17 protein-coding genes are annotated in these 16,474 nt (G+C 30.7%); 14 read left to right on the top strand and 3 right to left on the bottom strand.

What is annotated here, in order from left to right; translation table 11 throughout:
* Positions 1-5: 5 nt before the first annotated feature.
* From Q0935_RS01305 to Q0935_RS01340, 8 genes are all read left to right on the top strand, one after another.
* Positions 6-884: an AraC family transcriptional regulator gene (locus Q0935_RS01305; RefSeq protein ID WP_299381720.1), complete on the top strand. Its 879-nt coding sequence runs from the start codon at positions 6-8 to the stop codon at positions 882-884.
* A 205-nt stretch (positions 885-1,089) separates the two neighbouring features.
* On the top strand, positions 1,090-1,287 hold the full coding sequence (locus Q0935_RS01310) for a hypothetical protein (protein ID WP_299381722.1): 198 nt from the start codon (positions 1,090-1,092) through the stop codon (positions 1,285-1,287).
* A gap of 22 nt (positions 1,288-1,309) precedes the next feature.
* Positions 1,310-2,038, top strand: a complete 729-nt coding sequence (locus tag Q0935_RS01315) for an FAD-binding oxidoreductase (RefSeq protein WP_299381723.1) — start codon at positions 1,310-1,312, stop codon at positions 2,036-2,038.
* 22 nt (positions 2,039-2,060) lie between these two features.
* Positions 2,061-2,909, top strand: coding sequence for an SDR family oxidoreductase (locus Q0935_RS01320; RefSeq protein WP_299381725.1), 849 nt, complete (start codon positions 2,061-2,063; stop codon positions 2,907-2,909).
* Positions 2,910-2,922: 13 nt separating this feature from the next.
* Complete coding sequence (locus Q0935_RS01325) at positions 2,923-3,300, top strand: ester cyclase (RefSeq protein WP_299381727.1); 378 nt, start codon at positions 2,923-2,925, stop codon at positions 3,298-3,300.
* Positions 3,301-3,306: 6 nt separating this feature from the next.
* Positions 3,307-4,455, top strand: coding sequence for an ergothioneine biosynthesis protein EgtB (egtB, locus tag Q0935_RS01330; RefSeq protein ID WP_299381729.1), 1,149 nt, complete (start codon positions 3,307-3,309; stop codon positions 4,453-4,455).
* 3 nt (positions 4,456-4,458) lie between these two features.
* The gene (locus Q0935_RS01335; protein WP_299381731.1) at positions 4,459-5,406 is read left to right on the top strand and encodes an L-histidine N(alpha)-methyltransferase; all 948 of its coding nucleotides are present in this window, start codon (positions 4,459-4,461) and stop codon (positions 5,404-5,406) included.
* A complete protein-coding gene (locus Q0935_RS01340) occupies positions 5,403-6,059 on the top strand; it encodes an aspartate/glutamate racemase family protein (protein WP_299381733.1) in 657 nt (218 codons plus the stop codon). The genes Q0935_RS01335 and Q0935_RS01340 overlap by 4 nt, the downstream gene beginning before the upstream one ends.
* 35 nt (positions 6,060-6,094) lie before the next feature.
* On the opposite strand, the gene Q0935_RS01345 is transcribed toward Q0935_RS01340, so the two are convergent.
* Positions 6,095-6,826: an NUDIX domain-containing protein gene (locus Q0935_RS01345; protein WP_299381735.1), complete on the bottom strand. Its 732-nt coding sequence runs from the start codon at positions 6,824-6,826 to the stop codon at positions 6,095-6,097.
* Between the two features lie 271 nt (positions 6,827-7,097).
* Here Q0935_RS01345 and Q0935_RS01350 point away from each other — a divergent pair, with 271 nt between their 5' ends.
* The 6 genes from Q0935_RS01350 (at position 7,098) to Q0935_RS01375 (ending at position 14,038) form a co-directional block, all read left to right on the top strand.
* Positions 7,098-7,964: a hypothetical protein gene (locus Q0935_RS01350; protein ID WP_299381737.1), complete on the top strand. Its 867-nt coding sequence runs from the start codon at positions 7,098-7,100 to the stop codon at positions 7,962-7,964.
* Between the two features lie 88 nt (positions 7,965-8,052).
* Positions 8,053-9,117: a substrate-binding domain-containing protein gene (locus Q0935_RS01355; RefSeq protein WP_299247809.1), complete on the top strand. Its 1,065-nt coding sequence runs from the start codon at positions 8,053-8,055 to the stop codon at positions 9,115-9,117.
* 18 nt (positions 9,118-9,135) lie between these two features.
* Entirely contained in the window at positions 9,136-10,659 is a 1,524-nt protein-coding gene (locus tag Q0935_RS01360; protein WP_299381738.1) for a sugar ABC transporter ATP-binding protein, read from the top strand.
* 18 nt (positions 10,660-10,677) lie between these two features.
* Positions 10,678-11,646, top strand: a complete 969-nt coding sequence (locus tag Q0935_RS01365) for an ABC transporter permease (protein ID WP_299247802.1) — start codon at positions 10,678-10,680, stop codon at positions 11,644-11,646.
* 13 nt (positions 11,647-11,659) lie between these two features.
* Positions 11,660-13,156, top strand: coding sequence for a mannitol dehydrogenase family protein (locus tag Q0935_RS01370; RefSeq protein ID WP_299381740.1), 1,497 nt, complete (start codon positions 11,660-11,662; stop codon positions 13,154-13,156).
* Positions 13,157-14,038, top strand: a complete 882-nt coding sequence (locus Q0935_RS01375) for a carbohydrate kinase (RefSeq protein ID WP_299381742.1) — start codon at positions 13,157-13,159, stop codon at positions 14,036-14,038. It begins immediately after the preceding gene.
* A 152-nt stretch (positions 14,039-14,190) separates the two neighbouring features.
* Here Q0935_RS01375 and Q0935_RS01380 read toward each other — a convergent pair whose 3' ends face one another.
* Together Q0935_RS01380 and Q0935_RS01385 are read right to left on the bottom strand one after the other, a co-directional pair.
* Complete coding sequence (locus Q0935_RS01380; protein ID WP_299381743.1) at positions 14,191-14,631, bottom strand: heavy-metal-associated domain-containing protein; 441 nt, start codon at positions 14,629-14,631, stop codon at positions 14,191-14,193.
* 73 nt (positions 14,632-14,704) lie between these two features.
* Positions 14,705-16,474 (bottom strand): efflux RND transporter periplasmic adaptor subunit, encoded by a 1,770-nt coding sequence (locus Q0935_RS01385; protein WP_299381745.1) that lies wholly within the window; start codon positions 16,472-16,474, stop codon positions 14,705-14,707.

Below are 16,474 nucleotides of genomic sequence, written 5' to 3' on the forward strand. Positions count from 1 at the left end.
TAGTAATGGAGAAAAACATTCCACATATTGAGTTTGATTCTTCAAAACCAGATAATAGTGGTATTGAAATATTAACTATTAAAAGTCTTTTTGATAGAAAAAATGAGATAGCGCATAACCCAGAAAAAGCACATCAATTAGCCTTTAATATGATTGTGTTTTATACTGCTGGACAAAGTAAACATTTAGTAGATTTTGTATGGCACGAGGTAAAACAAAACACTATTATCCACTTATCTAAAGGCCAAATAAATGCGTTTCAATTCAACGAAGAATTACAAGGTTATATAATATTATTTACCGAAGACTATTTAAAAAAGCATATTAATACATTACCAAAAAATGAATTGATTAGGCTGTTTAATGCACATTTATTCTCTCCAATTATTCAAGCTTCTCAAAAGTCTAACGTATTAAATTATATAGAATTATTTTATGAAGAGTATTCTAATATTGAGGAAGATTACAATCAGGAAAACACATACAGAGCCTTGTATTCTATTATTTTTTCTAAATTAGAACGGTTAAAAGAATACCAAACCATTCATTTAAAAAAGTCTGATAAATTAAATAGGTTTTTAGAGTTTAAATCGCTTTTAGAAAAGAACTATATTAAAAGTAAAAATGCAGACTTTTATGCCAATAAGCTAAACATCACTTATAAACACTTAAATACTATTTGTAAAGACATAGTTAGTGTTACTGCAAAACAGTTTATAGATGCGTTTGTTATTCTTGAAGCCAAACGTTTGCTTCTAAATTCTGAAATAAAAAGTACAGAATTAGCCTATTCTTTGGGCTTTGAAGAACCTACCAATTTTGTAAAGTACTTTAAAAAGCATACAAAATTCACCCCAAACAGCTTCAAAAAAGACTATATTTAATATAGTTAGGTTCGATATTTACCATTTTTAAAACCATTTTCACCTTTAATAAACTGTGTTGCAAAAGTAACTTTGTTTTAAAATTCAATAATTAAAGTTCCTAAGTAAATAATAAAACCATTTACGGACTTGACTAATAGCAGAAAAGGTTATCAATTTGGTAGCCTTTTTATATTAAACAAATCATTTTAAAATACTTATAAATATGTCAGACGTAAGAACATGCCCAACTTGTGGCGCAAAAGCAAAGTATAAAGAAAAAGAAAACATTATAACATTTACAGCGGTCCAGGATCAAGATGCTTTTAAAAAAATTGGTCAGTTAAAAAAAGCTATGGATAAGTTTAAAGCAAAAGCTGAAGCTTTAGAAAAAGAGTTGTTGGAGTTAAAATTAAAACAATAAAATAAATTCTAAAAAGTATATAATGAGTTTACTTGAATCCTTATTAAAAAAGGTAGTGCTAGATGAAGCCATCATTGTAATAAAAGAAAAAATTTCAGAGTCTGTTTATAGAATAAGACTTAAAAGCGAAAGTATAAAAAAAGTAGAATTTACTTCTGGATATTTTTTGCGTTTAGGTATTGGAATTGGTAATGAAAATGTTGCTTTTAAAGATAAAGTAAGAAGTTACAGCGTTTGGAATATTAACCAAGCAGAAGGATGGTTAGACCTTGCAATAGCTACAGAAAGTAATGGCATTGGATCTAAATGGGTTATAAATTGCAACGTAGGAGAACACGTTTATTTTAAATGGAAAAAAGGAAATTTTTTATTAGATAATTCTGCAGACAGTTATTTAATGGTAGGTGATTTATCGTCATTATCTCATTTATATATTTTAAATCGTAATTTAACAGGGAGTAAACATGTGGAAAGCATTATCTATAGCAAAAACACGAGTGATTTTTTTAATGATGTAGATGGTTTAAGACCTTTTAATTTTTATAATTTAGAACAAAATTCAATTTCTGAAATTTTAAATTTAGTTAAAGAAACTCTACCAAAACTAAAGGGCAAAAAAAAGGTTTACATCGCTGGTGATAGTCGAGTTTGTATTGCTTTAAATCAATACTTTAGGAAAGAGTTAAGTTGGGATACCAAACAAATAAAGACAAAACCATTTTGGAATCCTGATAAAAAAGGATTAGAATAAACCCATAATTAATAATTAAATCATGAAAATAGCAGTCACATCGGTAAGTGGTAATTTAGGATCTGCAATAGCTAAGCAATTAATCCAAGAAGTGGGAAAAGACAATGTAATAGGTATTGCAAGGACACCAGAAAAAGCTAAACATCTTGGTATAGAAATAAGAAAAGGCGACTATAATAGTAGAGAACAGTTTAATAATGCTTTAGTAGGAATAGAAAAATTAGTCTTAATTTCAGGAATGGATGCACCAGAAAAACGTATTCAACAGCATAGAAATGTTATAGAAGCAGCAAAAGCGAATGGTGTAAAAAAGATAGTATATACTAGTATTGTTGGAGATGAAGAAAAAACGGCTTTTAGTCCAATTGTTAAAAGTAATCGCCAAACAGAAAAACACATTCAAAATTCAGGATTAGATTGGGTAATTGGTAGAAATGGAATTTATATTGAACCAGATTTAGAGTATATTGAAACTTATAAAAAATTAGGAGAGATTAAAAACTGTGCTGGAGATGGTAAATGTACATATACTAGCCGAAACGAATTAGGGTATGCTTATGCAAAAATGCTAACCGAAGAGAAGCATAGTAAAAAGGTTTATAACTTGGTTGGAGAACCTATTACTCAAGCAAAATTAGCCGATTACATTAACCAGATATATAATACTAAACTTGTTTTTAATTCTGTTTCTGTTGAAGAATATACAAACGAGAGAAAAACAGAATTGGGAGATTTTATAGGTACAGTTATTGCAGGTATTTACGAAGGTATTTTAAATGGTGTTTATAATGTGAATTCAGATTATGAAAAGGCTGCAGGCCGATTACATAAATCTACATTACAGATTATAGAAGAAATAAAACAAGCTTAAAAGAGTTGATATTTTGGATTTAGAAAAAAACAAAAAAAACGCAATTGCATTTTACAAAACAGCATATTTAGGGAACCCAAAAAAAGCTGTGGAATTGTATGCAGGCGAAAATTATAAGCAACACAATCCTATGGTTGCAGATGGAAAACAAGCATTTATAGATTATTTTGATCGTATGCATAAAGAATTTCCAGAAAAGTCTATCGATTTTGTAAGAATTGTAGCAGAGAACGACTTAGTATCTTTGCACACACATCAAATTTGGCCAGATAATGATCAATACGTTACAATGGATTTTTTTAAATTTGATAATAATGGTAAAATCATAGAGCATTGGGATAGCATACAGCAAATACCAAAAACATCTATGCACAATAACACGATGTATTAAAAATATATGAATATTACAACACATTTTAAACAGGTAAGAGTGCAAACGGTATCGTTTTGTAGTCATTTAAATGTCGAAGACTATTCAATTCAAGTGGTTGCTTTTGCAAGTCCAGCAAAATGGCATTTAGCACACACGACCTGGTTTTTCGAAGAGTTTATTTTAAAACCTTTTCTGCCTAATTATAAAGTGTTTAACGATACTTATGGCTTCCTATTTAATAGTTATTACAATACTTTAGGTACTCGTATATTACAATCTAATAGAGGTAATATGTCTAGACCTGTTACTAGTGAAGTATTAGATTATAGAAGTTATGTAGATGAAAATGTTTTAAAATTATTAGCTCAAAACTCTAGTAAGGAATTAACAGATTTAATTACTTTAGGATTAAACCACGAGCAACAACATCAAGAATTATTGGTTACAGATGTTAAATATATGTTTGGTCACAATCCATTATTTCCGGTTTATAAAAAGGATGAGAACCTTTTAAAAAATCATAATCAATCTAAAGAAACCTTTCAAATAAAGGAAGGCGTTTATGAGATTGGCTATAAAGGAAACGACTTTTGTTACGATAACGAGTTAGGTGTACACAAGGTGTTTATAGCCGATTTTGAAATAAATAATTTTTTAGTTACCAACGGAGATTACATTGAATTTATGGAAGCTGGAGGTTATTCAGATTTTAATTTATGGTTAGATGAAGGTTGGTCTTGGGTAAATAAAACCCAGGTAAATGCACCTTTATATTGGTTTAAAATTGACGAAGAATGGCATTATTACACTTTAGCCGGTTTGCAGCCCGTAGATAAAGACGCTATATTAGGTCATATTAATTTTTATGAAGCCAATGCTTACGCAGAATGGAAAGGTATGCGATTACCAACAGAATTTGAATGGGAAGTCGCTTCAAAAACTCTTAATTGGGGAAAACGATGGGAATGGACTGCAAGTGCATACCTTCCTTATCCAAACTTTGAGAAAGCAAATGGAGCAGTAGGCGAGTATAACGGAAAGTTTATGAGCAACAAAATGGTATTACGTGGTGCATCTGTTGCAACATCGCACAACCATAGTAGAAATACATATAGAAATTTTTTCAGTCCTTTAGAGCGCTGGCAATACACCGGAATTAGATTAGTAAAATAATACATGATAGAACAATTTAAGGAAGCGGTAAACAACGGTTTAAGCGCAAAACATAAAAATTTACCATCAAAATATTTTTACGATAAAAAAGGAGATGCCCTTTTTGTAGAAATTATGGGTTTACCAGAATATTACCTCACCAGAGCAGAACATGATATTTTTAAAAACCAAACTTCTAATATTATAGCATCTTTAAAATTAGAGAAAGACACCTATTTTGAGTTGATAGAATTAGGTGCTGGAGATGGTACAAAAACCAAAGAACTACTTAAATTGTTAAGTAAAGAAGGTTATAATTTTGATTATTTACCTGTCGATATTTCTCAAAATGCCTTAGATAATCTTGAAAACAATTTAAAAACAGAATTACCTTCTGTTTCAGTTAAAACAAAACAAGGTGATTATTTCGAGGTTTTAGAATCTTTAAAGCATAGTAAGCATCCCAAAGTAATATTGTTTTTAGGTTCTAATATTGGTAACATGAATGATGCTATTGCATCAATATTTATGCAAAACTTAAGCACAAATCTAAACTTAGGAGATAAACTGTTTTTAGGAGTAGATTTAATAAAACCTGAAGCTATAGTTTTACCTGCATACAACGATAGTAAAGGTGTAACTGCTGCTTTTAATTTAAATTTATTAGACAGAATTAATAATGAATTAAATGCTGATTTTAATAGAAATAACTTCGCTCACACACCCGAATATAATGAGGAAGAAGGTATTGCTAAAAGTTACATAACAAGTACCAAAAACCAGGAAGTGTATATTAAAGCAATGGATAAAACCTTCAGTTTTGCTAAAGACGAGAAGGTTCATTTAGAAATTTCCAGAAAATATAATAGTGAAATTCTGAATAAAATTATTGCTAACACACAATTCTGTATTAAAAATAAATTGAGTGATAGTAATAACTATTTTGCTAACTATATTTTAGAAATAGAATGAGTACATTAGGATTATTAGGTCTTGGTAGTTTTTCAACCTTGTTTTATATAAAAGAGCTTAATGCCTTGTATAATGCTAAACATGGCGGATTTTGTACTTGCCCTTTTAAAATGTTGAATGTAGATTTTAATGCTATAAACAATCTATTACCAAATACTTCTAAAGCTTTAGATACTATTGTTAAAGATAGTTTAAATAAGCTTCAAGATTTACAAATAGACACAATTGTAGTTCCAAATATAACATTACACGAAACTATAGATAGGCTAAATATTAGAACTAATTTAATCCATCCTATAGAGGAAACTATTTCTAGAATTAAAGAAAGCAAGCATGCTAATGTTACCATTTTTGGAACATTGTATACTATGCAATCCAACTACATTACATCTAAATTTACTGCACAAAACATCACTATTTTACAAGCTTCAAAAGAAGATATGCAACAAATAGATGATTTAAGAATAGCTATTTATAATGGTAAAGAAACCGAAGCACAATTAGTAATATTTAATAAACTTATTAATAAATATACTAAAAATGGAATAGTGGTTTTGGCTTGTACAGAATTATCGGTAGCGTATAATATTAAAAACAGTTTGGTTTATGATATGGCAAGAATTCAAATATTGAAATCTATTAATTTATTGTAGTTGAGTGTTTTAATAGGTATTACTTCTTGTGTCACTTACATGCTTATTAAATAGTTTTTACTAAACATCTTTTTGTAAATATCCATACTAAACATATATAGTTGTGCAGGTTTTTTAGATACACCAACTTGTTTTTCGTCTAAAGCAATAATATATTTTTTGTTAATTAACTTACGTCTAAAGTTTCTATTGTCTATTTCTATTCCTAAAATAGATTGATACAAATCTTGCACTTCATTAATTGTAAATTTATCTGGAAGTAGTTTAAATATTATAGGTTCAGACAAGCATTTTACTTTTAAATCTTCATAAGCTTCTACTATTATTTTCTCGTGGTCGAAACCAATTTCTGGTAATGCATTAATAGGAAACCACTTGGCGTCAAACTTATTATCTTTTAAATCTACATCCTCAGTTTTTAATAAAAAGTAGTAAGCAATTGTTATTGTTCTTAGGTTAAATTCTTCATTTTCAATCCAAATTAAATCTTTAGGATTCATTAAACGATCCGGATTACCAAAGGCTTTAAACTGTTTTTTATATTGATTCGTTAATCCTGTTAACTCTTTTAAAACGCGAGTTGCAGAATCGTCTAAAGTTTCATCTTTATAAACGTGATATCCTGTTAATACATAATCATCAACTAAAACTTCTGTTTCAGATTCTAAAAAACGCTTTATCAATAGAACATTCAAAGACTTGGTATTAGTGTCGTATCCAAAAACGACGCAATCCACAGATAAATTCAATATTTTTTCAGGTTTCATAAAAGATTTTGCTATTAAATAAGGTTTCAATTTTCTTACGGACTAATATATGTATTTTTTTATTAAACGTCAATAATACATTATAAGACATTGCCTTTTTTGTTGCTGCATTGTTATTTTAATAGATAATATAGCACACATAAATGTTAAAATAACATATTTTTTTAATGATTTATTAGGATTTTATAATTTATTTATGATACATTTGAAAAACAAACGTAATTATGACGTTTATAATTATTTAATAATTTAAATTCTTAATAACATGAACATGAGCAAACTAACGTTATTAGAAAAATTTTCTAAGTCAAAAAAGAGCACTACTCAAAAAGCATTACAATTAACTTTTAGTTTTTTAGTGCTTTGTTCATTAAGTACTGTATCGGCACAAGAACAAGAAAATAAGATTGACGCATACGAACCTTTTAGTATTGGAGCACATGTAAAAAACATGCATACTTGGCATGGATTTGTTGTTCATCCAGGTGCATTGTTTGCAACCAATATAGAATACAATACAAGAAACAAGAAATTCACTTTTGGTTTTTGGGGAGGCGCAAGTTTTTCTTCTGTAGATGTCGAAAATATTAATACCGGAGAAAAAGAAAGTGCTTACTATAAAGAGTTTTCAATTTATACAAAATACCGTTTTTCAGATAAGTTCTTTATTGAAGCTGTATCACACAACAATTACACAGGAGTAGAAGAAAGAGGAGATAAATTAAATTATTGGAGCTATGATAAAACGCAAGGTTATAATTTTGTAGACTTAAATTTTGGATATAATGTTACTCCTAACACATTACTATATTTAGCAACAATAATTAATGGAGGTTCTGGTGATTATCAAGTACAAGAAAATGGAGATTTAGAAAATTCATGGACTCATTATTTTGAAGTTAGCAGTAAAGTGTGGGAAAAGAACAACTCTAGTTTGTCTTTATTTGCCGGTGGTGCTTGGTCCTTTATAACAGATAAAACCTTTTATACTGAAGGTTCAGGGAATATTATAAATGTAGGTGCTACGTTTAGTAAAAAACTAAAAATTAGTAATTATAATGTACCAGTAGATGTGACTGCGATGTGGAATCCAGAACAAGAAAAAACAGTATTACAATTAGATATTACATTGTTTTAAACCCGATCTAAAACAGTAGTAACTACTATATAACGATAAAGTATTAACTTACATAATAGAATAAAACCTTTAAGTAATATTTAAAATTATGAAAATAAAAAACTTAAAATTCGCACTAAAATTAATATGTATGCCAATGTTGGCAATCTTATTAAGTCTATCACTAAATAGTTGTGTAGAACATTTAAATGCGAGTAAAACTACCGCAAACAGTGGTGAGGAAGAAGGTGAACTTTTTCCTAGCGCTATCGACCTTACTGGCAAGAAAATAGGGTACTGTACACCGTCCTTAAATGCACCGTATTATCAAGCTTTATTACAAAGTATAAAAGCTACGACCGAGAAAAATGGAATGATATTTTTATCTGCAGATGGTCAAGATGATATTACTAAACAAATTTCAGCGGTAGAGGATTTAATAACGAAAGGTGTTGATGCTTTATTACTAAACCCGAAAGATCCGGATGCATTAGTGGGAATAACTAAAGTGGCAAAAGCAGCTGGAATTCCGGTATTTATTATTGATAGTTCTATAAATCCTTCTGCAGATTTTGTAACAACTATTCAATCTAATAATCTAGCTAATGGTGAGTTAGCAGGCGAGTGGTTAGTTAAAAAAATGGGCAAAACACCTATGAATATTGCTTTATTAAGTGGTAATGCAGGTAATCCTGTAGGAAGAACACGTAAACAAGGCTTATTACAAGGTATTACAGAAGAGCAATTACGTACCCAAGGAAAAATTGATCTAAATGTAAAAACGCAAGCGTATACAGAATGGTCTTACGCTGGTGGATTAAAAGCTATGGAAGATATTTTAGTCGCGCATCCAGATATAAATGTGGTGATTACAGAGTCTGATGTGTGTGTATTAGGTGCTATTAAAGCCATTGCGCAAGCAGGTAAAACAGATGACATTTTAATAGTTGCAGGAGCAGATGGACAAAAAGAAGCTATTAAATACATTATGGATACCGATTTTTATGGCTGTACTGCAATGAATAGTCCTGTACAAATTGGAAAAAATGCTGTAAAGTATGCAGTGGAGTATATGAACGGGAAACGTGATTTTGATAAAAAATCGTACACAGCACCTTTATTAATTACAAAGGAAAATGCTGCTAAGTATTACAATCCTAATGCTTTATTTTAATAGTTAATATCCATTGATATGAAAAATTCAGAAAATGAATACCGTCTTGAAATGTCTGGCATATCCAAAAGCTTTGGTGTTGTATCAGTACTTAAAGATGTGACTTTAAAAGTAAAGCCAGGAGAAATTCATGCTTTATTAGGCGAAAACGGAGCAGGAAAATCTACACTTATAAAAATATTAAGTGGTGTACACCATAAAGATTCTGGTACAGTCTTTTTAAATGGTGAAGAAATAAACCCGAAAAACACACACGAAGGTCAGGTTTTAGGTATTAGTGTTGTGTACCAAGAGTTATCTCTAGTTAACGATTTGTCTGTTGCCGAAAATATTTATTTACACAAATTAGGAGCTAGTAAGTTTTGGATGAATTGGGATAAAATCACTAAAGATGCCCAAGAATTAATTGATTCTTTAGGATTTACAATTGATGCTTCAGCAAAAGTTAGAGATTTAAGTATTGTTCAAAAACAAGTGGTCGAAATAGCAAAAGCATTGTCTGAGGACACTAAAGTTTTGGTTTTAGATGAACCTACAACCGTTTTTGATCCTACAGATACTAAAAAATTGTTTGACAACCTTTTTAGATTAAGAGATAAAGGAATTTCAATAATATACATTTCTCATCATTTAGATGAGATTATTAAAATAGCAGATTCTATTACTGTACTTAGAGATGGAGTAGATACTGGTACAATGGCTGTAAAAGATACAGATACCGATGGTATTATACGTTTAATGATTGGCCGCGAATTAAAAGATTTGTTTCCTGTTAGAGATGCGGTAATTGGTACAGAACCTATTTTTGAAGTTAAAAATCTAACAGCAAAAGACACCTTAGTGCATGATGTTTCTTTTTCAGTACGTCCAGGTGAAGTTCTTGGTATCGCTGGATTAGGAGGAAGTGGAAGAACAGAAACTGCAAAACTTATTTTTGGAGCAGACAAAAAGAAATCTGGAACTTTAATTTTAAATGGTAAAGAAATTAAAACAAAATCTCCAGTAGACGCTGCTGCGCATCAAATTGGCTTTGTGTCTGAAGATAGAAAGGAAGAAGGTGTGTTTTTACCATTATCTATTAGAAGAAATGTTAGTGTTACTAATTTTAAATCCATCTCAGGAAAATTAGGCTTTATTAACGTGGATAACGAGTATAAAAAAGTGCTAGGCTTAATAGACAAATTAAACATTAAAACACCAAGTTCTGAGGTTGATGTTAAAAACCTAAGTGGTGGAAATCAGCAAAAAGTAGCATTAGCCAAATGGTTAAGTATTGATAGTAAAGTTATTTTTATTGATGAGCCTACAAGAGGAGTAGATGTTGGCGCTAAAATAGAAATCTACAATCTAATAAATGAAGTCGCAAAAAAAGGTGTTGGTGTGGTTGTAATATCATCAGATATGCCAGAAATAATGGGTATTTCGGATCGTATTCTTGTAATGCATGATGGAACTATTTATGGCGAATTACAAAAAGAACAATTTTCAGAAGAAAACATACTGCGTTACTCTATTGGTAAGGCATTAAAACAACACAATTAATATTAAAAATTTCACGTTATGACTTTAACATTAAAACAACAACTTAGCAGTCCAGGTGGTATTCTTAAGTTTTTAGTAAAGTATAATACTATCTTCATTTTTATTTTACTGGTTATCTTTTCAGCATTAATATCTGATGTGTTTTTTACTTCAGTAAACCTTTCAAATTTATTAAAACAAGTTTCAGGTATAGGTATTATTAGTATTGGTATGTTGCTTGTAATTTTAACGGGAGGAATCGATTTATCAGTAGGTTCCATGGTAGCTTTGTTGGCGGTTACGTTCGCAATTCTAATAAACTTAGTCATTTTACCATTGGCTATTGTACTTACTATTGCTATTGGTTTTGGCTTAGGTAGTGTTTCTGGTTACCTCGTTGCTTATCAAAAAATGGCACCATTTGTCGCAACATTAGCATTAATGACTATTGCTAGAGGTTTAGGTTTTATATACGCAAAAGGATCTCCTGTAACATTTAAAACTGCTGGTGGTGTGTTTATGTCAAACTTCGCAAATAACTCCACTTTAGGGATTCCTAATATTGCTATTGTATTTTTTATAATCGTAATCGCAACCATGGTTATGCTACGTTATAATGTATTTGGAAGATTAATTATAGCTATTGGTAGTAATGAAGAAGCCTCACGTTTATCTGGAATAAAAGTTAATAAATACAAGTTTTTAGTATATGCTATTTCTGGAGCATTAGCTGCTACTGCTGCCATAATTGTAGCGTCTAGAACTAATTTAGGATCACCAAATATGGGAATGTCTTGGGAACTTGATGCCATAGCAGCTGTTGTTATTGGTGGTGCGAGTCTAAATGGAGGTAGAGGAACGGCAATAAACACATTAATGGGCGTACTTATTTTAGGATTAATAGGAAACATATTAAACCTGTTAAATGTACCGTCATATCCACAACAAGTAGTAAAAGGAGCTATTATCATATTTGCTGTATTACTTCAAAGATTTGAAAGCAAATAATTAAATTATTAAGATGAAAAATTACAAACTAAACTCTGAGAATCTTTCTAGTATTTCTGAAAGAATTGCAATACCACAATACGATAGAACTAAAATTAAAACAGGTATTGTACATGTTGGTATTGGTGGTTTTCATAGATCACACGAAGCATTTTATACAGACCAATTATTGCACGATACATCTATTACAGATTGGGGAATTTGTGGTATTGCATTATTAAATTTTGATACCAGAATATATAATACATTAAAGGAACAAAATGGCTTGTATACTTTAGTAGTTAAAGAATTAGATGGTAAACATACTAATCGTGTTATTGGTTCTATAGTTGAGTATTTGTATGCTCCAGAGAATCCAAATGCTGTTGTTGAAAAAATGGCAAGTCCTGAAGTTAAAATTATATCATTAACCATTACAGAAGGTGGTTATAATTACAACGAAGCTACAAAAGCATTCGATTTTGGCAATCCTTTAATTCAAGATGATTTAGAGCATCCAGAAGCACCAAAAACGATTTTTGGTTATTTAACACAAGCGTTAAAATTAAGAAAAGAACGTGGTTTAAATGGTGTAACTATTCAATCTTGTGATAATATTCAAGGTAATGGTCACATGACTAAAACGATGTTGCTTAGTTATGTTGGTAAAGCAGAACCTAGTTTAGTAGCATGGATAGAATCTAACGTGTCTTTTCCAAATGCAATGGTAGACCGAATAACACCTGCAACAGCTCCTAGCGATATATTAAATTTAATTAAAACAACCGGAGTACATGATGCTTGGCCAGTAGTTTGCGAGCCTTTTAAACAATGGGTTATTGAAGACGATTTTATTGCGGGAAGACCAGCTTGGGAAACCGTTGGTGCACAGTTTGTTGAGAATGTAGAACCTTACGAAAAAATGAAGTTAAGTCTATTAAATGCAGGACATTCTGTATTAGGTATTCTAGGAGCATTATTAGGCTATTCTACAATAGACGAAGCTGTTAATAATCCAAATATAAGTGCTTTTTTAAATAACTATATGGATACTGAAGTTACACCAACTTTAGGAGATTTAGATGGTATTAACTTAAAAGACTACAAGCATTCTTTATTAGAAAGATTTGGAAACGTAAACATAAAAGATCAAATAGACCGTATTTGTTCAGAGAGTTCTGCTAAGTTTCCAATTTTTGTTTTACCAACTGTAAATGCACAATTAAAAGGTAATGGTTCTATAGAATTAGCTGCTTTTATAGTTGCTGCTTGGGCAATTTATAGTTTAGGAAACGATGAAAATGGTAAGGCTTTAGTAATTAAAGATGCAATGGAATTACAATTGAATGAAAAGGCTAAAATGGCTGTAAATAATCCAGAAGTATTTTTAGAAATAGAATCTGTTTTCGGTCAACTCAAGAATGATGATTTTTTTGTAATAGAATACACCAATGCCTATAAAAATATTGTTGCCCATGGAATTGAAAAATCTGTTGTGACTATTAATAGTAATGTTTTAAACGAAATTTAGATGAAAAATATAGTTTGCTTTGGTGAAGTACTATGGGATGTTTTTCCAACACATAAAAAAATAGGAGGCGCGCCTTTAAACGTCGCTTTAAGATTACAATCATTAAACAATAATGTTTCTATTATAAGTAGCATAGGAAATGATAATAAAGGAAAGAAAATAAGAACATACATTGAAGATCATGGTGTAAATATTGAAAACCTACAGGTAGATGAGAAATTTAAAACAGGAAAAGTAAAAGTCATGCTTAATCAAAAAGGATCGGCTTCTTATGATATTAAGTTTCCTCGTGCATGGGATAACATTCAAATAAATGAGAATACTAAAAAGGTAACAAATCAAGCAGATGCTTTTATCTACGGAAGTTTAGTTGCAAGAGATGATACTTCAAGAGATACTTTATACGCGCTTTTAAAACTAGCAAAGTATAAAATATTCGATGTTAATTTAAGAGAACCATATTACACAATCGAAGTTTTAAATCATTTAATGAATGCAGCAAATTTTATTAAATTTAATGATGATGAGATTTTCGAAATAGGAGAGATGGTGAATTCTAAAACGCATTCTTTAGAGCAAAACATGAAGTTTATTGCAGAGCAAACCAATACCGAAACTATTTGTGTTACAAAAGGAAGGCATGGCGCTATTTTATTGTATCAGGATACTTACTATTACAATAGCGGTTATCAAATAGAAGTTGTAGATACTGTTGGTGCAGGAGATTCTTTTTTAGCAACATTAATTAGTAAATTAATTAATGGAGATAATCCACAAGAAGCTATAAATTTTGCATGTGCTATCGGCGCTTTAGTGGCAGGTAGTGAAGGTGCAAATCCCGAAATTAAAACAGAAGACATTAATAAGTTTATATATCCCTAGCTAATTTTAGCGCAATCTGTATAAAGATTGATAGCAAGTTTAAAGCTTTATGTAATTTCATAAAGCTTTTTTCTTTTTAAGTAACTAAAGTAGTTTTCTAAAAATATATAAATAAGCCTACCAAAGTATTGTGTTCGATAGGCTCTATAATATTAATGATCGTGATTAGAATGGTCTTCTACTTTCATGTCACCAGACTGATTCATTACCATATCGTGTTCATACTTACAACAATCAGGTAAACCTTTGTAAGCATCTTCGCTACCCAAAACCTTATCTGTATCGTAACCAGAAGCAGCAATAGCATTGTGTATTGACATGGCGTCTGTTTTAGAGTCATCAAAAGCGACATCAATTTTCTTTTTTTCAATATCCCAAACGGCATTTGCGACACCTTCCACTTTCTTTGCAGCCTTTTCGATTGTGCTTTTACACATACCGCAATTTCCTCTTACTCCAAAAGAAACATCTGCATTTGCCATAGCTTTAGAGACTTCCGTTGTTGTTTCTGTTTCTTGTTTAGTTTCATTTTTACAACTTACTAAACCCATTGTAGCCATAATAGCTAAGCTTAAAATTACTTTTTTACTCATGTTTTTCATATTAATAATTTTGTGTTTTTGATTTTTCTTTGAAAAGTTCATTGTTTTAAATTTTGGTTATTAATTAGTTTATGGTTTGTCTAACCTCTCCACAAGTCAGCATTTTACCTCCAAAATAAGGATTGATTACTTTTTCTTCCTTACTCAACCAAAAAGCACCTTTGTTATTATCTCCCATAGGACAAAACTGGTTATACACTTTTTCGTTTATTCCAAAAACTTTGATTACCTCTGTTAATTTCGAAGATAGATCTTTAAAATGGCCTCTTATATCTTCAATTTCAGAAGTGTTTGAAAGTAACGTAGCAACAGACTTAAGTTCTTTTTCAAGTGACATCCATTGTTTATGCGCCTCTTGGCTTGTTAGTAATGTCATGTCTACTTTAGGTAAATCATTTAGTAGTTGTTTTGATTCTGCTTTAATTGTATTTATATCATCTTTAAGTAAGGCCTCTTTCAATTGGATATAATCATTAAAGACAACTTTTAATTGGTTTTGAAATTGTTTTGAAACGTCTATTCGTTCCGTATTAACTCCTTTTTGACGCGTTGTATTTGTGGTAGTTTCCATTCCTAAATGGCCTTCATGTCCCGTCATAACTTTACCTCCTTTTTTATTCATCATAGATTTTTTGCCTTGTAACTGTGCAGCAGCATCTACTGTAAAGGTTCCGTTAGTTACCACTTCATCACCAGTGTTTAAACCTTCTAAAACTTGATAATTATCACCAATTTGAGTACCTAATGTAATTTCACGCATTTCAAAAACAGGTTCATTTGGATTCGATTTAATATAGACTACAGAGCGTTTTCCTGTCCATAAAACAGCTGTTGTTGGTATAGATAAAGCATCGGATTTAGTTGCGGTGATTCCTTTTATTTTCCCTTCTACAAATAGACCAGGTTTTAAAATTTGATCTTTGTTATCAAGTACTACGCGTAATTTTACAGTTCTAGTTCTAGTATCTAAAATAGGATCTATAAAATCTACAGTGCCTTTAAATACTTTATTCGCGTAAGCATTAGTCACAACATCAATGTTTTGTCCTTTTTTGAATTGACTAATTTGATTTTCATACACATCAAAGTTCGCCCAAACTGTTGCTAAATTAGAAACTTTAAAAATGGGTTTTCCATCCATAATATGCGCACCATCACTCACCGCAATTTCTGTAACAACACCAGATACATGAGAATATATTGTAAAACTTGTTTTTACTTGTCCCGTTTTTAAAACGTCGTCTAATTGAGAACCATGAATTTTCCAGTTTTTAAACTTGTTTTGCACAGCTTTGTATAACTGAGGTTGGGATGCTCTAATACTATAGGTCGTTATCAATTCTTGCTGTGCTGCAATTAAAGCTGCCGAATAAATTTTAGCAACAGCTTGTCCTTTATTAACCTTTTCGCCTAAAGATTTGACATATAATTTTTCTATTCTTCCGTCAAAATGCGCAGGTTGTATGGCTGTATTGTCTTCGTTTTCTACAATTTTACCTGATAGTGTTATAGCATTATCTTCCGTATTAGCATTACCAACTATTGACGTTTGAATATTGGCCAATGCCATAGCGTTTTCAGATAGTTTAAACTGGTCGGCTAATAACCCTTTAGCGCTACTTTCTGCAGGAATTAAATCCATACCACAAATAGGGCATGGACCAGATTCGGGTTGCATTATTTGTGGATGCATAGAACAGGTCCACATTTGGTTAGTTTCTGCTGCAGCATCATGCTTATGTTCTGTTTCAGTATTAGAAGTGCCTCCAAAAAGAAACCATCCCAGTAGTAATCCAACCGCTAATACTGCTGTGTAAATTATATATTTTTTCAT

This window comes from uncultured Lacinutrix sp., from assembly GCF_947500605.1.
Lineage (GTDB): Bacteria > Bacteroidota > Bacteroidia > Flavobacteriales > Flavobacteriaceae > Lacinutrix.